The sequence below is a fragment of the Pseudomonas sp. 2822-15 genome (genome assembly GCF_002742515.1).
In the GTDB taxonomy this organism is placed as follows: domain Bacteria; phylum Pseudomonadota; class Gammaproteobacteria; order Pseudomonadales; family Pseudomonadaceae; genus Aquipseudomonas; species Aquipseudomonas salomonii.
Genome location: NZ_LJRY01000209.1, coordinates 454,890 through 474,300 on the forward strand (window position 1 = coordinate 454,890; position 19,411 = coordinate 474,300).

Consider the following 19,411-nt stretch of genomic DNA (forward strand, 5'->3'; position numbering starts at 1 on the left):
ACAAGGTGTTCTCGCAATGATGAATTGGCTGCAAAGCAGCAGCGACATGGCTGAGCGGGTTCGCCAGCATGACTGGGCCAACACGCCATTGGGCCCGCTGGAGCAGTGGCCCGACGTGCTCAAGACCACCGTAGCGCTGTGCTTCGCATCGAGCTTTCCCCAGGCGATTGTCTGGGGCCCGCAGTTGATCACGCTCTATAACGATGCATTCATTCCTATCCTGGGCTCAAAACCCGATCCGTTGGGACGCCCGTTCAACGAGGTGTGGCATGAGGTGTGGGCGGATATCAGCCCCATCGCCGATGCCGCCTTCCAGGGCCATGCCACCTACATCGAAAATTTCCCTCTGGTGATTGAACGCGGCCCGACGCCGGACCAGGCGTACTTCACCTTTTGCTACAGCCCGATTCGCGACCCCGAGGGCAAGGTGGTCGGCATTCTTGACACCGTGTCGGAAACCACCAGCACGGTATTCCTCACCCGACGCCTGGCGGTGCTGGATGCCATCAGCCGCACGGTGGCCAATGCGGCCGATGCCGAAACCATTCTGACCGGCACCACCCAACTGGTGGCCGAACACTTGCAGGTGAGCAACTGCGCCTACGCCGATATGGACGCCGATGAGGACGGCTTCACCATCCGCGACAATTGGGTAGCACCCGGTTCGCCCAGTATCATCGGCCACTACAGCCTGGCGGCGTTTGGCGAGACGGCGGTCAAGTGCCTGCGCGCGGGTGAGCCACTGGTGATCCATGACAATCTGCGCGAGCTGCCGCCAGAGGAATCGGCGTCCTTTCAGGCACTGGGGGTCAGCGCGACGATCTGCATGCCCTTGATCAAGAATGGCCGGCTGACGGCCTTGATGGCGGTACACGATAAACGCCCACGGTTGTGGTCGAGCTACGACCTGGCGTTGCTGCGCGAAGTCACCGAGCGCTCCTGGGCGCATATCGAGCGCGTGCGCGCCGATGCCCATGTGCGTGAAGGCCTGGCAGCCTTTGCCGAACTCAACACCACCCTGGAGCAACGCGTCGAAGAACGCACCCTGGCACTGGCCCAGGCCGAAGCCTCATTGCGCCAGTCGCAGAAGCTTGAGGCCATCGGCCAGTTGACCGGCGGCGTGGCCCACGACTTCAACAACTTGCTGACCATCATCCGCTCCTCGGTGGATTTTCTGCGCCAGCCGGGGTTATCCGAAGAGCGCCGCCAACGCTACATGAGCGCGGTGTCCGACACCGTCGAGCGGGCCAGCAAGCTCACCAGCCAATTGCTCGCGTTTGCCCGCCGCCAGCCGTTGAACCCGGAAGTTTTCGATGTGAGCCTGCGGGTCAAGAACATCGGCGAGATGCTCGAAAGCCTCACCGGAGCGCGTATCCGCGTGCAGCTGGAACTGCCACAGCGGCCGTGCCATGTGCGCGTCGACTCCAGCCAATTTGAAACCGCCCTGATCAACATCGCGCTCAATGCCCGCGATGCCATGGAGGGCCAAGGCACCCTGACCTTGCGCGTCGCTCCCCTGGCAAAACTGCCGCGCATCCGTGGCGATGCCGAATCAAACCAGCCCTTTGTGAGCATTGCCCTGGCCGACACCGGCAGCGGCATTGCCGTTGAGACCGTCGAGCGCATTTTCGAACCCTTCTTTACCACCAAGGCGGTGGGCAAAGGTACCGGGCTTGGCTTGTCCCAGGTGTTCGGGTTTGCCAAACAATCCGGTGGCAACGTCGACGTCACCAGCAACCTCGGCCAGGGCAGCGTATTTACCCTGTATCTACCCGAGGCCGAGCCTGTGGCGGTGCAGGCCTGCCCGGTTCAGGAAGACCAAGGCCCGGTGCCCGACACTACGGCGCGTCACATCCTGATAGTCGAAGACAACCTTGAGGTTGGCCGCTTCGCCAACCAGATCCTGCAGGACCTGGGCTACCGAACCACCTGGGCCACCGATGCCGAGCAGGCACTGGCGCTGGCCGGCCCGGACGGCATGGCGTTTGACGCGATTTTCTCGGATGTGGTGATGCCCGGCATGACCGGCGTGGCCATGAGCAAACGGCTGCGCGAGCGCCGCCCCGACTTGCCGGTGGTGCTCACGTCAGGCTACAGCGAAGAACTGGCCGACAGCGGCTATGAAGGCTTCGAATTCCTCCCCAAGCCCTACTCCGCCGACCAGGTGGCGCGGGCATTGGCCAGGTCGATGCTCAAGGAATGACGCGCTACTGCGCGACGGCCACCTGATTACGGCCCATGGCTTTGGCACGGTACAGCGCTTTGTCGGCGTTGTTCATCAGGCTGTGCAAGTCCTGATCGAGGCTGCGGGTGGTGGCCACACCGAGGCTGGCGGTCAAGCCTTTTACCGGCTCGGAACTCAGCCCCGAAATCGCCTGGACCAGTTGCTCGGCGATGCCCTGTGCAGTTTCCAGCGAGGTGTTGGGCAGCAACACCGCGAATTCTTCACCGCCGAGTCGACCATAAACGTCGGCCTGGCGAAACGAGGCGCTGATTACCCCGCCAATCTGGCGCAACACCTGGTCACCGGCCTGGTGGCCGTAGGTGTCGTTGATGTCCTTGAAGTGGTCCATGTCCAGCATCAGCGCGCTCAGCGGCTGCTGGTTGTGCCGGCATTGCGCGTACAGCAGGTGGGCCTGCTCGAAAAACGCGCGACGGTTCATCAGCCCGGTGAGCTCGTCGGTCTGGGCGGCGCGCGTGGAGATATGGTGAGCCCGCTCCATCTGCCGGGTCAGGCGAAAGGCTTTTTCCAGCGCATCCGAGAGCTTGCGTGTGGCACTGGCCACAAAGGTCGAAAACACCAGTACCGCAATCGCCACGCCGACTTGCATCGGCGCCGGCTGGAACAGCAACCACAGGGTGCACGGCAACAGCACCAGCGCCATGGAACCCAGGGTCATATAGCGATAAGCCGAATAACACGACACGGCGCTGACCGACATGCCCACGGTAAACAGCATGACCAGCACCTGGGAGACGCGATCATCCGGGGGCATCACCGCCAGGGCGCCGAGGCCCCAGGTGCCGGCTGACAGCATCAGCGTGACCCAATAACGGCGCTCCCAGCGCACGGGCGTGCGCTCGCTGTCGGGGCAGCGAAACCAGTCGGTAAAGAGCTTGACCCGCACCAGCGAGGTCACCGCCAGCACCCCCAGCCAGACCAGCATGACCTCATGGTCAAACCGGCTCCAGCACAGCCAGCAGAGCATGACGGCGCCCAAGTAGCTGCCGAAAATGGCCGAGAACGATTGGCGAAACAGCTGGTGCAACCGGTCGGTTCGCACCTGCTGTTCGATAAGTTCATCCGGGTCTTGCCCACGCCCAAGGCCGTTCATGAAATACGCCCGCTTCGACTGCCACGACAAAGGCGCCATTGTGGCACCCTGCCAGTAGCGCGGACAACAGAATCCACCACGCTAGAGCCCTTAAAGCGCTTCCGGCCGCAGAATCAACACGCCCAAAGGCGGCAGGTTCAGCGACAGCGACACCGGTTGCCCATGGCGCGGCTCCTCCTGGGTGAACACTTCGCCGCCATTGCCATAATTGGAGCCGGCATACGTATCGGCATCGCTGTTGATCACCTCGCTCCAGCGCCCGGCAAACGGCACACCGACCGCATAGCCCTCACGCGGCACGGGGGTGAAGTTGGCCACCACCAGCACCGGCTTGCCGTCCTTGCTCCAGCGTAGCCAGGCATAAACGCTGTTGATTGCGTCGTCGCCAATCAACCATTGGAAGCCTTGGGGCGCATCGTCCTGCTCGTGCAGCGCCGGCTCCTCGCGGTACAGGCGGTTCAGGTCGCCGACCAGTTTCTGCACGCCGCGGTGTTCAGGGTATTGCAGCAAGTACCAGTCCAACTGCTGGTCGTGGTTCCACTCGCGCCATTGGCCGAATTCGCAGCCCATAAACAACAGCTTCTTGCCGGGGTGCATCCACATGAAGCTCAGGTAAGCGCGCAGGTTGGCGAATTTTTGCCAGCGATCGCCAGGCATCTTGTCGATCAGTGAATGCTTGCCGTGCACCACTTCGTCGTGGGAGATCGGCAGGATAAACCGCTCGGACCACGCATACACCAGGCCGAAACTCAGCTCATTGTGATGATGAGCGCGGTACACCGGGTCTTGCTGGATGTAATGCAGCGAATCGTGCATCCAGCCCATGTTCCACTTGTAGTTGAAGCCCAGGCCGCCTTGCTGCGTGCTCTGGCTGACGCCCGGCCAGGCCGTGGATTCTTCGGCGATCACCAGTGCGCCCGGCGCTTCCAGCGCGACCACATCATTGAGATGGCGCAGGAAGTCGATGGCCTCCAGGTTCTCGCGGCCGCCATGGCGGTTGGGCACCCACTCCCCGGCTTTACGCGAATAGTCGCGATACAGCATTGAGGCCACCGCATCCACACGCAAACCGTCGATGTGGAAGTGTTTGAGCCAATGCAGCGCCGAAGCCAGCATAAAGCCGTGCACTTCGGTGCGGCCCAGGTTGTAGATCAGCGTGTCCCAGTCCTGGTGGAAACCTTCCAGCGGGTTGGCGTACTCGTACAAGGCCGTGCCGTCGAACTGCGCCAGGCCGTGGGTATCGGTGGGGAAATGCGCCGGCACCCAATCCAGAATCACACCGATGTCGGCCTGGTGCAGGGCATTGACGAAAAACCCGAAGTCTTCCGGCGAGCCAAAGCGTGCGCTCGGCGCAAACTGCGACAGCGCCTGGTAACCCCAGGAGCCGCCGAACGGGTGTTCCATGATCGGCATCAGCTCGATATGGGTAAAGCCCAGTTGCTGCACATAGGGAATCAAGCGCTCGGCCAGTTCGCGCCAGCCATATTGGCGCGACACTTCGCCGGCCTCATCCAGTTCGCACTGCCAGGAGCCGACGTGCAGTTCATAGATCGACAACGGCGCCGTGGCCTTTTGCTTGTCGGCACGCGCCTGCATCCATTCATGGTCTTGCCAGTCCACCTGCAACGGGGCGGCGACTTTTGAGGCAGTGTCGGGCGGCAGCTGGGTGGCGAGTGCCATCGGGTCGGCCTTGAGCGGCAGAATCCCATGGGCGCCGAGAATCTCGTACTTGTAGGCTGCACCCGCTTGCAGGCGCGGGATAAAAATTTCCCACACGCCAGACGGATGCCGCAGGCGCATCGGATGACGGCGGCCATCCCAGATATTGAAGTCGCCCACCACCGACACGCGCCGCGCATTCGGCGCCCACACCGCAAAACGCACACCCTGCACGCCGTCGACGCTGGTGACCTGCGCGCCCAGGCAATTGCCGAGGTCACGGTGATTGCCTTCGGCGAACAGGTACAAGTCCATTTCACCCAGCAGCAATTGGCTGAAGCTGTAAGGGTCTTCGGTGATCTGTTCGCCGCCGGCCCACTGGATCTTCAGCAGGTAGCCCTGACGCGTGGAAAAATGCCCGACAAACAAACCCGGCACCTGGGTCGCGTCCAGGCTGCCGATGGTTTCACCGCTATCGCGGGCCAACACGTGGACACTCAAGGCTTCGGGCAGAAACGCGCGGATAAATTGCCCGCCCTGCTCGTCATCGTGCGGCCCCAGGATGGAAAAAGGGTCCGGGTGTTCCGCGCGCACCAGCGCCTCTACATCTTTTGGCGCCGGCATGGCGGTCAACTTCGCTTGCAGCGGTTCTCTCTGTGTAAAATTCATGACGTCTCCCCACCGCGTGCATTATTCACTTGAGATACCAGCCCGCTGAGTAAACCGTGCAGCCCTTGCAGGGGCACCGGCAACCAGGTCGGGCGATTTTCTGCTTCGTAAGCCACTTCGTACGCGGCCTTCTCCAGACTGAACAACGTCAGCGCTGCGTCCTGGCCGTTGGCATCCTGCCAGTCATGCGCCAGTGTAGACGTAGCCTGATGATAAGCCTGGATAAATGCGCTGCGCGCCTCACTCAGGTAACTGTCAGTCACACGCTTGCGGGCGGTATCCGCTTGCGGTGAATGATCCACGCCTTGCACATTGAGGGCCATGGCGGCGGCGTAATCAAACGAGCGCAACACGCCACTTACATCTTTATACGGGCTGTGCTTGCCGCGCCGTTCATGCAGCGGGCGCGCCGGCTCGCCTTCAAAGTCGATCAAGTACGCATCGCCCTTGACCACCAGGACCTGCCCCAGGTGCAAGTCACCGTGGACGCGAATGCGCAACCCGCCCGCCGTGGCTTTCGCCAGGGCCTGGACACGGCTGGCAAGGGCTTTTTTCTGCCCCTGCATTTCACTGACCAGCGCCTGATCGGCGGGGTTCAACTGGTTTTGATGAAGTTTTAACAACTGCAGCGCGCGGTCGATCTGCGCGCCGACGTCCTTGGCCCAGGCCTGGGTGTCCTTGGCCGTGGTAGTCTCGGGCTTGAAGTCCTTGTTGGTGGTTTTCGCTGCCAGTACCGCGTGCATTTCACCCAGGCGTTGGCCGAGTAAACCGGCAAAATCCTGCAACTCGCCCAGGGCGTTGTAATGCTGTTCCTGCTCGGAAATCGCCTGGGCCAGCTCGTCGCGAATCGCGCGCTCCAGGTTGTTCTGAGTCCAGCTCCAGGCGTCGCCCTGGTTGCTCAGGTAGCCTTGGGCAATCATCAGCAGGTTGTCCTGGCCGTCGCCATCGCGGCGAATCATCGAGCCCAGCAACGGCGAAATATTCGGGTATTCGGCGGCCGTGAGGTAAGCGCTCATTTCCAGTTCCGGGTGCACCCCGGCGCTGACTTTGCGGATCAGCTTGAGCACCAGGCTCTCGCCCACCACCACCGAACTGTTGGATTGCTCGGCCGACAGGTAGCGCACCTGCGCCTCATCGGTCAGTTGCAATGCGGCCAAGTGCGGTGTGGCTTCAAAACGCAAATCACCTTCGTGGGTGTTCAACACCGTGCCCGCCTGCAGGCCCTGGATCACCGCGCGGATAAAGTGTTCCAGGCTGAAAGCATCGGTCACCAAACCGACCTGACGCCCCCGGCGTACGCGGGCCAGCGCCAATTGCTGGGGCAAGGCACTGGTGAACTGGTCTTCGGCTAAAAAGCCGAACGGCAATTGATAACGACTGACCTGACCGCCGCTGGTCACCTCGACCTCGCTGAGCAGCACCGGGTGCTGGGGGTCGCCAAACCGCACGCCGTAGGCAATCCGCACCTGATCGATGGCCGTGTCTTTACCGGCAAACCAACGCCGCTTGGGCAACCATGCCGGCAGCGAGGTGCGTTCAAGGGTGGTGCGGCACGGCTCGTCGAGTAACTCTTCCATGCGTTGTTTAAGCACCAGCGTGGTGAAGTCCGGCATGCTCTGCACCGGCTCCACATGCCAGCTCGGCATCTGGTTTTCGGCCGCCAGCACAAACCAATAGAAACCGTACGGCGCCAACGTCAGCAGGAAATTCAGCTGGCCGATGGGCGGGAACGCGTTACCGCCGAGCATCTCCACTGGCACCATGCCGGCGAAAGCGGACAAGTCCAGCTCGGCCGCCTGGGCGCTGCGCGACACGTTGGCCACGCACAGGATGGTTTCCGTGCGGCCATCGTCGCCGGTGAACTCACGGGTATACGCCAGGATGCGGCGGTTGCTCGGCGAGAGCATTTTCAGGCTGCCGCGCCCAAAAGCCTTGGACTGCTTACGCACCGCCAACATGCGCCGGGTCCAGTTCAGCAGCGAATGCGGGTCCTGGGCCTGGGTTTCGACGTTGACCGACAGGTAGCCATATTGCGGGTCCATGATCGGCGGCAGCACCAGGCTTGCCGGGTCGGCGCGCGAGAAGCCGCCGTTACGGTCGATGGACCATTGCATCGGCGTGCGCACGCCGTCGCGGTCGCCCAGGTAGATGTTGTCGCCCATGCCGATTTCATCGCCGTAGTACAAGGTCGGCGTGCCGGGCATCGACAGCAACAGGCTGTTGAGCAATTCAACGCGGCGACGGTCACGCTCCATCAGCGGTGCCAGGCGCCGACGAATACCCAGGTTGATGCGCGCGCGGCGGTCGGCGGCGTAGTAGTTCCACAGGTAGTCGCGCTCTTTGTCGGTGACCATCTCCAGGGTCAGTTCATCATGGTTGCGCAGGAAGATCGCCCATTGGCAGTTAGCGGGGATCTCCGGGGTCTGGCGCAAAATATCGGTAATCGGGAAACGATCTTCCTGGGCCAGCGCCATATACATGCGCGGCATCAGCGGGAAGTGGAAGGCCATATGGCATTCATCGCCGTCGTCGCCTTTTTTGTCACCGAAGTACAGCTGGGTATCTTCCGGCCACTGGTTGGCTTCGGCCAGCAGCATGCGGTCGGGGTAATGCGCGTCGATCTCGGCGCGGATCTGCTTGAGCACGCCGTGAGTTTCCGGCAGGTTCTCGTTATTGGTGCCATCGCGTTCGATCAGGTAGGGAATGGCGTCCAGACGCAGGCCATCGATGCCCATGTCCAGCCAGTAGCGCATCACCGACAGCACGGCTTTCATGACTTGCGGGTTATCGAAGTTGAGGTCCGGCTGATGCGAGTAGAACCGGTGCCAGAAGTACTGGCCGGCGACCGGGTCCCAGGTCCAGTTGGACTTTTCGGTGTCGAGGAAAATGATGCGGGTGCCGTCGTACTTCTGGTCGTCATCGGACCACACGTAGAAGTCCCGCGCCGCCGACCCCGGCTTGGCCTTGCGCGCCCGCTGGAACCAGGGATGCTGGTCGGACGTGTGGTTGATCACCAGTTCAGTGATCACCCGCAAGCCACGCTTGTGTGCCTCGCTGATAAAGCGCCTGGCGTCGGCCATGGTCCCGTAGTCGCTGTGCACACCCCGGTATTCGGCGATGTCATAGCCATCGTCGCGACGTGGCGACGGGTAGAACGGCAGCAGCCAGATGGTGTTGACGCCCAGATCGGCGATGTAATCGAGTTTGGCGATCAGGCCAGGAAAGTCGCCGATACCGTCGTTATTGGAGTCGAAATAGGATTTAACGTGAACTTGATAAATCACCGCGTCCTTGTACCAGAGCGGGTCTTTGATAAAAGTGGCTGGGGTGGGTTTCTTCGCCATTGGAAACTCCTGGAACACTGAAAATTGTGCAGAAGAAATGCGATCAATGTGGGAGCTGGCTTGCCTGCGATAGCGGTGGGCCAGCAAGCCTTTTCGGTGCTGACATACCGTCATCGCAGGCAAGCCAGCTCCCACAGTTGATCCCTGTCAGGCTCAGGAGACGGTGATACGCCAGATCCCGAATGGCATCTGCGGCTCGATGCGCATCCATTGGTTCTTGCCGTACCAGGTCCAGCGATGGCCATTCATCAGATCTTCACCTTGTGTCTGGGCGTCGTCCGGCAGGCCCAGCTCCCACAGTGGCAATTCGAAATGGGCCTCTTGGGCGTTAAACGGGTCAAGGTTGACCGCCACCAGGATAAAGTTGCTGCCATCGTCACTGCGTTTGCCGAAGTACAGGATGTTGTCGTTCCAGGCGTTGTAGAGCTTCAAGCCCAGATGGGTGTGCAACGCCGGGTTCTGCCGACGAATGCGGTTGAGCTGGGCGATCTCGGCAATGATGTTGCCGGGCGCCGTGAAGTCCCGAGGGCGGATCTGGTATTTCTCCGAGTCCAGGTATTCCTCTTTGCCAGGCACCGGCGCCGCTTCGCACAGTTCAAACCCCGAATACATGCCCCACAGGCCCGAGCCCATGGTGGCCAGCGCGGCGCGGATCAGAAAGCCCGGACGCCCGGATTCGTGCAGAAACCCTGGGTTGATGTCCGGTGTATTCACAAAGAAATTCGGCCGGTAGCACTCACGCCATGGCGATTCGTTCAGCTGCGTGAGGTACTCGCTCAACTCGGCCTTGCTGTTACGCCAGGTGAAGTAGGTGTAGCTCTGGGAATAACCGACCTTGCCCAAGCGCGCCATCATCGCCGGTGTGGTAAAGGCTTCGGCCAGGAAGATCACCTCCGGGTGCCTGGAGCGCACGTCACTGATCAGCCATTGCCAAAACGGCAGCGGCTTGGTGTGCGGGTTATCCACACGAAAGGTTTTCACGCCCTCTTTGACCCAACCCACAACAATGTCGCGCAACTCGGTCCACAGGCTCGGGATCGAGTCGGCGGCGTAGAAGTCGACGTTAACGATGTCCTGGTATTTCTTCGGCGGGTTTTCGGCGTATTTGATCGTGCCGTCCGGGCGCCAGTTGAACCAGCCTGGGTGCTGCTTGAGCCACGGGTGGTCCTGGGAGCACTGGATGGCAAAGTCCAGGGCGATTTCCAGGCCATGTTCGGCGGCGGCCTTGACCAGCCGGCGGAAGTCGTCGCGGCTGCCCAGCTGCGGGTGGATGGCTTCATGGCCGCCCTCCTCGCTGCCAATCGCATAAGGGCTGCCGGGATCATCGGCGCCTGCGGTCAGCGAGTTATTCTTGCCCTTGCGATGGCTGCGGCCGATCGGATGGATCGGCGGAAAGTACAGCACATCAAAGCCCATGTCATGGATCATCGACAGCCGCGCATGCACGTCATTGAAGGTGCCATGGCGGGCCGGATCGTCGGTGATCGAGCGTGGAAACAGCTCGTACCAACTGGCAAATTGCGCGGCCTCGCGCTCCACGTCGATCGGGTAGACCGTGCTGACGCTCAAGTAGGCACGGTGGTCGGCCTGGGTCATCAAATGTGCACTGTCTTCGTGCAGGAACTGCGCGACCTGCTCGGTTTCCAGCAGGCCCGACAGTTCATGGTGCAGCAGCATAAGGCGGTCGAGCAGCTCATTGTCGCTGCGCTCGGCGGCCTGCAACACCAGGCTGCGGCCCTCCTGCAGTTCGAGGCTGACCGGCACCCCGGCCTCATGTTTTTTGCGCAACTCGTAGCAGAAACTTGCGAAGGTATCGATCCAGGCTTCAATACAGTATTCGTGCGGACCCTGCTGGGCCACGGTGAACGCGCCTTCCCAGCCATTGTTGCCCACATCGGTCATCACTACGCTGTGCCAGCTTTCGTCCTGCAGCGGGCGCCAGCGGATCAGCACGGCCAGCTTGTCATGGCCGTCGGCAAATACCTTGCTGGTGACGTTGACGCGCTGGCCGACCACGGCCTTTACTGCAAATTCACCGCCGTCAATCACGGGTGTGGTGCTTTCAATCGCGATCCTGGGCAGCAGCAACGCCTGGGACAGCGGCAATATGGAGTCTTCTGAAGTCAGTGTTTCAGCAGTCATCGAGCATCTTCCCCTTACGCCCTGTGGACGCTCTTTGCTTGATCCGAATTCTGAGACGGCACCGCTCTCCCTGAGCAGGGCCGTAATAGGTCCGAACCTGGGCTGCGATGAAAAGTTCAGGTGGATGTACCGCCATTGGGCGGGAATCAAACCTGCCCGGCGGTTGTCCACCGATAGAGCAAAGCACAAAGGAGGCCACACCGATGAATATCCCGATCCCGGCTGAAACCCCGGACCCGAATATCGACAATCCAACGCTGCCGCCGAGTGAACCGGAACCGATCCCGGAGAAGGAACCACCGGAAAACCTGCCGCCACCCGTGGAGGAACCGCCCATAACCATGCCGCCGGTGATTGTTCAACCTTGTTGATCAACGCCATCACTCACACGCGTACTCGCGTCAGAATGCCTGCCTTAAAAACGCATTAACCTGCGCGTACAGGCGAAATGGCCTACATCTCGCCTGTGCGCCTATTGCTACAGTCCTACTCGCGATTACTTGAGCACCTTTTATTTTTCCCCTTCTTGAACGCGAGCAGGTTAATACCATGTCGGACATTAATGTGAAGCAGGGCCGCCACCAACACGTAGAGTCAGAGGTTTCCATCAGCCGGCGTTATCTCAAGGAGTTTAAAGCCAGACTCACAGAGGACGATATCGCCCAGGTTTTGCGCGCCCCCAACGACCTGAAGTCGCGAAAAGTGCTCAATGACATGCGCGTGCACTTCAGCCAGGAAAGTGTCGACTCCATGTTGAAAGAACCAGACGCAGAGGAAGTTGCTCACCTCCTGACGGACATCGGCAAGTTTCTGCAAAAAAACAGCGACGAGGAATGCGTAAAGTTATCCACCCAACTGTATTTCAACGACTATCAGGCAGCCTATGACAAACAGAAAATCGCCTTACTGTTAAAGTTGATATCGGGTAAGGACGATTATGGCTTTCGCCATGTCTATGACTTTTTCAAAGGCACGGCCGGCGCATTCGAGCAACTGAATGGGTGCGTGAAGGACACAGCCCAAACGGTGATGGATATGAACACCATCACCGAAGCGCTCAACCCAAAACATATTAAATCAAGGATGAAGACGCTCTGAGCGCGGACTCAACGTTCCTTCTCCCAAAGCTTGACGATTTTGGGCATGACGCCAAGTACGACGAGCGCCAGCAGTGTACTCAAGACCGCCGTTGATTCACGCCCAACCCCTGCCGCCACGCCAATGGCGGCCGTCATCCACAACCCGGCAGCGGTGGTCAGGCCTTTGACGTGCTGGCCCTCTTCATCCTCCTTGCCCTTGAGGATAGTGCCGGCCCCCAGGAAGCCGATCCCGGCGATAACCCCCTGCAATACCCTGCTCATGGCGTCCGACTGGCTGCCTGACGTCTGCGGCACCAGCACAAACAGTGCAGCGCCCAAGGCCACGAGCATGTGGGTGCGCACCCCCGCCGCCTTGCCCTTTTGCTCACGCTCAAACCCCAGGATACCGCCCAGGATCGCGGCGATAAGCAGGCGAACGGTTATCTGCGTGAGCTGCTTTGCATCAGCGATGTCTGCAAATTCTGCATGCAGGGTTTGAAGCACTTCTTGCCACCAGGCATCCATGGTCGTTATCCGTTTTAGTGTGGTTAGACGATGGACAGCGCCGACCGCCAGTCAGTTGCCTGGAACACCTGGCACTGCGCGACGCCCTAACCCATAACTGCCCATAAAAAGGAGAGCACCATGCCTGTACGTATCGACAATCAAACGTGCTTTTTCAAGGTCGCTGACGACGGCCAGGAATACGCCCTGCCCGCCACTGATGTGACGGTGAGTACCGACAGCGCCAAATCCATGTCTTTTGTAGAGTTAAAAGGCGATCGGGTCTACATCACTGAAGCCGAAGCCGACGCACTGACCGTCGCCGGTGCCCAGGACGGTCGCAAACACTTGAAGGCGACCGACAGTGATTCGGTGATTTGATTGATCTGTATCAAACCGCGCACAAGCCAGCTGCGCCCCAGGCGCTACAGGGTGCAGCACATTGTCGCAGTGACGTATAAAAAGCCTGTCTGATCCGCTTTTTATCGACCCACCTGAGTCTGTTATGCAAACAGCTTGAAGCTCATAGTTCATTGGCCTGATGGAGGCTGATGAGCGAACGACCATGAGCGAAAGAATCCCAACCGTGGACACCTTTGAGCCCATACACCCAAAGAAGGTGAAGGCCAAATCCAGCGACAACCTGATCCATACCCGCAGTTTTACCGGCCTGTTCCGCACCTTGCGCGTGAGCGGCGCCGCTGTACTGTTCCTGGCGTTTTTTGGCACCGTGTGGCTCAACTGGTCCGGGCGCCAAGCCGTGCTGTGGGACTTGGCCGAAAGCAAATTCCACATCTTCGGTGCCACCTTCTGGCCCCAGGATTTCATCCTACTGTCGGCACTGTTGATCATCTGCGCGTTCGGCCTGTTTGCCATTACCGTATTTGCCGGCCGCGTATGGTGCGGCTACACCTGCCCGCAAAGCTCGTTCACCTGGCTGTTCATGTGGTGTGAAAAGGTCACCGAAGGGGAACGCAACCAACGCATCAAACTGCAAGCGGCGCCCTGGAGCCTGAACAAACTGGCGCGGCGTTCGGCCAAACACGCGCTGTGGCTGGGTATCAGCGTGCTGACCGGGCTCACGTTTGTCGGCTACTTCACGCCAATCCGCCCGCTGGCCGCTGAGTTGCTGACCTGGCAGATGGGCGGCGTGAGCCTGTTCTGGGTGCTGTTTTTTACCGCCGCCACCTACATCAATGCCGGCTGGCTGCGTGAAGCGGTGTGCATGCACATGTGCCCGTATGCACGTTTTCAAAGCGTGATGTTCGACAAAGACACCCTGACCATTTCCTACGACGCGGCGCGTGGCGAAAGCCGTGGCCCGCGCAAACGCGAGGTGAAACCGGCGCAGGTTGGCCTGGGGGATTGCATCGACTGCCAACTGTGCGTGCAGGTGTGCCCCACCGGCATCGACATTCGTGACGGCCTGCAAATGGAATGCATCGGCTGCGCCGCATGCATCGACGCCTGCGATTCGATCATGGACAAGATGGGCTACCCCCGCGGGTTGGTCAGCTATACCAGCGAACATCAACTGCAAGGTGGCAAAACCCACCTGCTCAGGCCACGCCTGATCGGCTACAGTGCCGTGCTGCTGGTGATGATCGCGGCGTTGGTGGTGGCCTTGATTGAGCGACCAATGGTGTCGCTGGACGTGACCAAAGACCGTGGCATGTTCCGTGAAAACAGCCAGGGGCTGATCGAAAACATCTACAGCTTGAAGGTCATTAACAAGACCCAGCAGCGCCAGGACTACCGCCTGGAACTGGTGGACGCCGAGGGCTTCCAGTTGCAAGGCAAGACCCGCATCAGCCTGGCGCCGGGGGAAATCAGTGACGTGCCGGTGTCGGTGGCGTTGTTGGCCGATAAACCGGCGAGCAGCTCGCAGACCTTGCGCTTCAAGGTTGTGGATGTGAATAAGCCGTGGATTTACAGCGCAGCAGACAGCCGTTTTGTGGCGCCGTTGAATCGTTGAGTTCCAACACACACAGAAGATCAAGTGTGGGAGCTGGCTTGCCTGCGATGGCGTCCGGTCTGGCAAGGATGATGTTGAATGAGCCACCGTCATCGCAGGCAAGCCAGCTCCCACATTGAGTCGGCGTTCAATTTTTTAGAAAGTTAATCAGGCCCCCATGAAACGCTACGAAAAATTCGCCGACGACATCGCAGAACTGATCCGCTCCGGCGTGCTCGGCCCCGGCCAACGGGTACCGTCGGTGCGCTATGCCAGCCAGACCTACGGCGTCAGCCCGTCCACGGTGTTCCAGGCTTACTACCTGCTGGAACGCCGTGGCCTGATTCGTGCGCGGCCACGCTCCGGCTACTTCGTCAACACGCATGCGCCCAGCCCGTTTTCCGAGCCGGTGGTGAGTGAACAGGTGCACGAATCCACCGAAGTCGATGTGAGTGAGCTGGTGTTCTCAGTGCTCGACTCCATCAAGGACCCCAATACCGTGCCGTTCGGCTCGGCGTTCCCCAGCCCCATGCTGTTCCCGTTGCCACGCCTGGCGCGTTCGCTGGCCAGTGCCGGCCGTGAGATGGACCCGCGCCTTGTGGTCACCGACATGTCGCCGGGCAACCCGCAACTGCGCCGCCAGATTGCCCTGCGCTATATGGTGGGCGGCCTGATGCTGCCGATGGAAGAGCTGCTGATCACCAACGGCGCCCTCGAAGCGCTGAACCTGTGCCTGCAAGCGGTGACCGAGCCGGGCGACCTGGTCGCTATCGAAGCCCCGGCGTTCTATGCCTGCCTGCAAGTGCTCGAACGCCTGAAGCTCAAGGCGGTGGAGATTCCCGTGCACCCGCGCGATGGCATCGACCTCAATGCCCTGGCGCAAAGCCTGGAGCGCTACCCGATCAAGGCCTGCTGGACCATGACCAGCTTCCAGAACCCCATGGGCGCCACCCTGCCGGAAGCGAAGAAACAGGCGCTGGTGGAGCTGCTGCGCAGCCATCAAGTGCCACTGATCGAGGATGATGTGTACGCCGAGCTGTATTACGGGCAGCACGCGCCAAAACCGGCCAAGGCCTTCGACACCGAAGGGCTGGTGATGCACTGCGGCTCCTTCGCCAAGAGCCTGGCGCCCGGTTATCGCGTCGGCTGGGTCGCAGCCGGGCGCTATGCGCAGAAGGTTGAACGCCTGAAACTGATGACTTCGTTGTGCCCCTCGATGCCGGCCCAGGCGGCGATTGCCGACTACCTGCAACACGGCGGCTATGACCGGCACCTGCGCAAATTGCGCTACGCCCTGGAAGAACAGCAGAGCGCCATGCTGGCCGCGATCGCGCGGTATTTCCCGGCACAGACGCGGGTCAGCCAGCCGGCCGGCGGCTACTTCCTGTGGCTGGAACTGCCGGAGCAAACCGATTCGCTGAAGCTGTTCCAGATGGCCCTGGCCCAGGGCATCAGCATTGCGCCGGGGCCGATTTTCTCGGCGACCCAACGCTTCAGAAATTGCATTCGCTTGAACTACGGCAGCCCGTGGACCGAGGCATCGGAAAGGGCCATGGAAACACTCGGGCGCATTGTGCGATCGTTCTAGGCTCGGTTGTTGCCTTATCTGACGCCATCGCGGGCAAGCCCGGCTCCCACAGTGAAATGCGTTCCACTGTGGGAGCCGGCTTGCCCGCGATGGCGCCTTGACTGGCGTTAAAGCCTCAACGGCCGCCGCCCAAATCGAGAAAGGTGCCGGTGGTGTACGAGGCCTTGTCCGACAGCAGCCAGATAATCGCTTCCGCCACTTCATCCGGGCGCCCGCCGCGGGCCATGGGGATGCCGGACTCCAGCTTGCTGACGCGGTCCGGGTCACCGCTCAGGGCGTGGAAGTCGGTAAAGATGTAGCCAGGGCGCACCGCGTTGACACGGATCCCTTCACCCGCCACCTCTTTGGACAGGCCGATGGTGAAGGTATCCAGCGCGCCCTTGGACGCGGCATAGTCGACATATTCGCCCGGCGAACCCAGGCGCGCGGCGACCGACGACACGTTGACAATGCTGCCGCCCTGCCCGCCATGCTTGGGCGACATGCGCAGCACCGCCTGCTTGGCGCACAGGATCGGCCCCAATACATTGGTCTTCAAGATTTTAAGGATGCGGAACTCGGACATTTCATCGACCCGTGACTTGTGCCCCACGGTGCCGGCGTTGTTGACCAGTGCCGTCACGCGCCCCAGTTCGGCGTCAACACGATTGAACAATGCGATGACTTCATCTTCGATGCTGACATCGGCCCGCACCGCAATGGCCTGTGCGCCCAAGGCGCGCACCTGGTCCAGTACACGCTGGGCCGCCGCCTCATCAGACTGGTAGTTGATGCAGATGCGATAGCCCTGGCGTGCAGCCAGCAAGGCCGTCTCGGCGCCAATACCACGGCTGCCTCCGGTGATGATGACGACTTTGTCCATGGGTGCGGTCTCCTGAATAAACCAACGGTTTAAGGTTGGATCCAAGAATACCCGTCATCCACGGCTTTTGTCAGGCGTCAGGGCGTCTTCGGCGCGCTGGATGTCGGCCATGAAACCCTCGGCCGGCAACGGATGACCCAGCAAGTAGCCTTGCAAGGTGTTGCACCCCAAGCGGGTAAGGAAACTCTGCTGCACATCGGTCTCTACCCCTTCGGCGACAATGCGCAGCCCAAGTGCCTGGCCAAGGGCAACGATGGCCGAGACGATGGCGGCGTCGTCGCTGTCGTGTTCCAGGTCCCGCACAAACCCACGGTCGATCTTCAGCTCGTTGGCGGGCAGGCGTTTGAGGTACATCAGGCTTGAATAACCGGTGCCGAAGTCGTCGATGGACAGGTCCACGCCCATGTCCGAGAGCTGTTGCAACACCGTCATGCTCGCATCGGCATCGCTCATGGCGGTGGTTTCGGTGATTTCCAGGGTCAGGCTGTTGGCCGGCAAGCGGTGACGCGCCAACGCCGCCGCGACACTCCTGACCAGCCCGGCATGGCAAAACTGCAGCGCCGAGAGGTTGACCGCAATGCGCCAGTCTTCATAACCCTGCGCATACCAGACAGCCATCTGGCGGCAAGCCTCGTTGAGCACCCATTCGCCGATGGGAATAATCAGCCCGGTTTTTTCCGCCAGCTCGATAAACATCGCCGGCAACAACAGGCCCTGTTGCGGGTGCTCCCAACGCAACAACGCTTCGGCGCCGACCGCAATACCGCTGAGCGCGTCGAACTTGGGCTGGTAGTACAGGCGGAACTGTTGGTGCTCCACGGCGTTGCGCAAGTCCTGCAACAACTGCAGCTGTTTGCGCGCATTGGTGTTCATCGACACATCAAAGAAGCTGTAGCCGTTCTTGCCCATGCCCTTGGCGTGGTACATGGCGGCGTCAGCGTTCATCAGCAGTTCCTGAGGGTTCACGCCGTTACCGGGGAACATGGCAATGCCGATGCTCGCGGAGATCTTCAGTTCATGCTCGGCTACCTTGAACGTACGATCGATCAAGCCGACCTGGCGTTCGGCCAGGCCCACGGCGTCGTCCGGCTGGCTCAACTGCACCAGCAGCACAAACTCATCGCCACCGATGCGCGCCAGGGTGTCCTGGCTGCGCAGGTCCTCGCGCAGACGCAAACCCACTTCACGCAGCAATTGATCACCCAAATGGTGGCCAAATGCATCATTGACCGGTTTGAAACCGTCCAGGTCGATAAACATCAACGCAAAACAACCACCCTGCTCCATGACGGACTGTATGGCTTGTTGAATGCGGTCGGCGAGCAAGGTGCGATTGGGCAGGCCGGTGAGCATGTCATGCAGGGCCAGGTGGGTGAGTTCCTGGTTGGCCAGGGTCAGTGACTCGGCGAGCACGGCGGTGCGGGCTTCAAGCCGGGCGTCGAGCAATGAGGTCAATAGCGCGATGATCAACACCGCCAGCGAGGTGACCAGCACCAGGTTATCCAGGCCCTTGCCACTCAGGCCCGTCAGCGCGGCGCCGCAGAAACTGTTGTCAGCAAAACGCGCGGCAGCCATGCCGGTGTAGTGCATACCCACAATCGCAATGCCCATCACTACCGCGGCGCCACCCCGCGCCAGGCGTACGTAAGGCGTATTGCGCCGCAGGTTGAACGCGATCCACAAGGCCGCGCCGGACGCCACCACGGCGATCAACAACGAGGTGCCAAACAGCGCGGGGTCGTAATCGATGCCAGGGGTCATGCGCATCGCGGCCATGCCGGTGTAGTGCATGCAGGCAATCCCTGCGCCCATCACCAGCGCGCCAAACCCCAACTGCCAGGCCGGCAGACGTGGCTGGCTGACCAGCCACAGTGCAAAGCCACTGGATAACACCGCGATCAATAACGACAGTGCGGTGATGCCCAGGTCAAACCCGAGAGCAAAGGGCAGGCGCAACGCCAACATACCGATAAAGTGCATGGACCAGATGCCCACGCCCAGGGCCAATGCCCCGCCGGTCATCCACAGGTACGCCACGCGCCCCCTGGCGGTCGCAATACGGCCGGCCAGGTCCAGTGCGGTATAGGACGCCAGGATCGCAACGCACAGGGAGATCACGACCAGAGAGGGGGAATAACTACCGATCAGCATGGGACTTCTCAAGACTGACGGGCCTGGAACGCCCGTGCCAAGTGGCAAAGCGGGCGATTGTAGCGAGAATAATTATGGCCGGTTTAATTAATTATCAAGGGGCCATTAGTGGCATTTTGACGCC

At 60.8% G+C, this 19,411-nt stretch carries 13 protein-coding genes; 6 read left to right on the forward strand and 7 right to left on the reverse strand.

The genetic code is table 11. The features are described 5' to 3' along the window. Window positions 1–16 precede the first annotated feature (16 nt). Window positions 17–2,203, forward strand: a complete 2,187-nt coding sequence (locus AOA59_RS24190; RefSeq protein ID WP_099489330.1) for a GAF domain-containing protein — start codon at window positions 17–19, stop codon at window positions 2,201–2,203. Between the two features lie 4 nt (window positions 2,204–2,207). Here AOA59_RS24190 and AOA59_RS24195 read toward each other — a convergent pair whose 3' ends face one another. The 4 genes from AOA59_RS24195 to AOA59_RS24210 form a co-directional block, all read right to left on the reverse strand. Beyond that, entirely contained in the window at window positions 2,208–3,374 is a 1,167-nt protein-coding gene (locus AOA59_RS24195; protein ID WP_099489331.1) for a GGDEF domain-containing protein, read from the reverse strand. A gap of 51 nt (window positions 3,375–3,425) precedes the next feature. Continuing rightward, entirely contained in the window at window positions 3,426–5,663 is a 2,238-nt protein-coding gene (glgB, locus tag AOA59_RS24200) for a 1,4-alpha-glucan branching protein GlgB (RefSeq protein ID WP_099489332.1), read from the reverse strand. Then, window positions 5,660–9,007, reverse strand: coding sequence for a maltose alpha-D-glucosyltransferase (gene treS / locus AOA59_RS24205; RefSeq protein WP_099489333.1), 3,348 nt, complete (start codon window positions 9,005–9,007; stop codon window positions 5,660–5,662). Before treS ends, glgB begins: the two co-directional genes overlap by 4 nt. 153 nt (window positions 9,008–9,160) lie before the next feature. Beyond that, window positions 9,161–11,149 carry an alpha-1,4-glucan--maltose-1-phosphate maltosyltransferase gene (locus AOA59_RS24210; RefSeq protein ID WP_099489334.1) on the reverse strand — a complete coding sequence of 663 codons (1,989 nt, stop codon included), beginning with the start codon at window positions 11,147–11,149 and terminating at the stop codon, window positions 9,161–9,163. 203 nt (window positions 11,150–11,352) lie between these two features. Between AOA59_RS24210 and AOA59_RS32710 the strand changes: the two genes are divergently transcribed. Together AOA59_RS32710 and AOA59_RS24215 are read left to right on the forward strand one after the other, a co-directional pair. Then, window positions 11,353–11,520: a hypothetical protein gene (locus tag AOA59_RS32710; RefSeq protein ID WP_178076284.1), complete on the forward strand. Its 168-nt coding sequence runs from the start codon at window positions 11,353–11,355 to the stop codon at window positions 11,518–11,520. A 178-nt stretch (window positions 11,521–11,698) separates the two neighbouring features. Then, entirely contained in the window at window positions 11,699–12,247 is a 549-nt protein-coding gene (locus AOA59_RS24215) for a hypothetical protein (RefSeq protein ID WP_065931650.1), read from the forward strand. Window positions 12,248–12,255: 8 nt separating this feature from the next. Here AOA59_RS24215 and AOA59_RS24220 read toward each other — a convergent pair whose 3' ends face one another. Beyond that, the gene (locus AOA59_RS24220; RefSeq protein ID WP_065931651.1) at window positions 12,256–12,753 is read right to left on the reverse strand and encodes an MgtC/SapB family protein; all 498 of its coding nucleotides are present in this window, start codon (window positions 12,751–12,753) and stop codon (window positions 12,256–12,258) included. Between the two features lie 120 nt (window positions 12,754–12,873). Here AOA59_RS24220 and AOA59_RS24225 point away from each other — a divergent pair, with 120 nt between their 5' ends. The 3 genes from AOA59_RS24225 to mapR all read left to right on the forward strand — a co-directional run bounded on the left by AOA59_RS24225 (window position 12,874) and on the right by mapR (window position 16,274). Then, entirely contained in the window at window positions 12,874–13,113 is a 240-nt protein-coding gene (locus AOA59_RS24225; protein ID WP_065931652.1) for a DUF3203 family protein, read from the forward strand. A gap of 184 nt (window positions 13,114–13,297) precedes the next feature. Further along, the gene (gene ccoG, locus AOA59_RS24230; RefSeq protein WP_099489335.1) at window positions 13,298–14,707 is read left to right on the forward strand and encodes a cytochrome c oxidase accessory protein CcoG; all 1,410 of its coding nucleotides are present in this window, start codon (window positions 13,298–13,300) and stop codon (window positions 14,705–14,707) included. A gap of 157 nt (window positions 14,708–14,864) precedes the next feature. After that, window positions 14,865–16,274 carry a GntR family transcriptional regulator MpaR gene (mapR, locus tag AOA59_RS24235; RefSeq protein WP_099489336.1) on the forward strand — a complete coding sequence of 470 codons (1,410 nt, stop codon included), beginning with the start codon at window positions 14,865–14,867 and terminating at the stop codon, window positions 16,272–16,274. A 115-nt stretch (window positions 16,275–16,389) separates the two neighbouring features. On the opposite strand, the gene AOA59_RS24240 is transcribed toward mapR, so the two are convergent. Together AOA59_RS24240 and AOA59_RS24245 are read right to left on the reverse strand one after the other, a co-directional pair. Then, entirely contained in the window at window positions 16,390–17,136 is a 747-nt protein-coding gene (locus AOA59_RS24240; RefSeq protein WP_099489337.1) for an SDR family oxidoreductase, read from the reverse strand. A gap of 54 nt (window positions 17,137–17,190) precedes the next feature. Beyond that, complete coding sequence (locus AOA59_RS24245) at window positions 17,191–19,287, reverse strand: bifunctional diguanylate cyclase/phosphodiesterase (protein ID WP_099489338.1); 2,097 nt, start codon at window positions 19,285–19,287, stop codon at window positions 17,191–17,193. Between the last annotated feature and the right edge of the window lie 124 nt (window positions 19,288–19,411).

Excerpts from the sequence above, each read along its gene's own strand:
- AOA59_RS24190 (WP_099489330.1), top strand. The coding sequence starts at position 17 with ATGATGAATTGGCTGCAAAGCAGCAGCGACATGGCTGAGCGGGTTCGC.
- AOA59_RS24195 (WP_099489331.1), bottom strand. The coding sequence starts at position 3,374 with ATGGCGCCTTTGTCGTGGCAGTCGAAGCGGGCGTATTTCATGAACGGC.
- glgB (WP_099489332.1), bottom strand. The coding sequence starts at position 5,663 with ATGAATTTTACACAGAGAGAACCGCTGCAAGCGAAGTTGACCGCCATG.
- treS (WP_099489333.1), bottom strand. The coding sequence starts at position 9,007 with ATGGCGAAGAAACCCACCCCAGCCACTTTTATCAAAGACCCGCTCTGG.
- AOA59_RS24210 (WP_099489334.1), bottom strand. The coding sequence starts at position 11,149 with ATGACTGCTGAAACACTGACTTCAGAAGACTCCATATTGCCGCTGTCC.
- AOA59_RS32710 (WP_178076284.1), top strand. The coding sequence starts at position 11,353 with ATGAATATCCCGATCCCGGCTGAAACCCCGGACCCGAATATCGACAAT.
- AOA59_RS24215 (WP_065931650.1), top strand. The coding sequence starts at position 11,699 with ATGTCGGACATTAATGTGAAGCAGGGCCGCCACCAACACGTAGAGTCA.
- AOA59_RS24220 (WP_065931651.1), bottom strand. The coding sequence starts at position 12,753 with ATGGATGCCTGGTGGCAAGAAGTGCTTCAAACCCTGCATGCAGAATTT.
- AOA59_RS24225 (WP_065931652.1), top strand. The coding sequence starts at position 12,874 with ATGCCTGTACGTATCGACAATCAAACGTGCTTTTTCAAGGTCGCTGAC.
- ccoG (WP_099489335.1), top strand. The coding sequence starts at position 13,298 with ATGAGCGAAAGAATCCCAACCGTGGACACCTTTGAGCCCATACACCCA.
- mapR (WP_099489336.1), top strand. The coding sequence starts at position 14,865 with ATGAAACGCTACGAAAAATTCGCCGACGACATCGCAGAACTGATCCGC.
- AOA59_RS24240 (WP_099489337.1), bottom strand. The coding sequence starts at position 17,136 with ATGGACAAAGTCGTCATCATCACCGGAGGCAGCCGTGGTATTGGCGCC.
- AOA59_RS24245 (WP_099489338.1), bottom strand. The coding sequence starts at position 19,287 with ATGCTGATCGGTAGTTATTCCCCCTCTCTGGTCGTGATCTCCCTGTGC.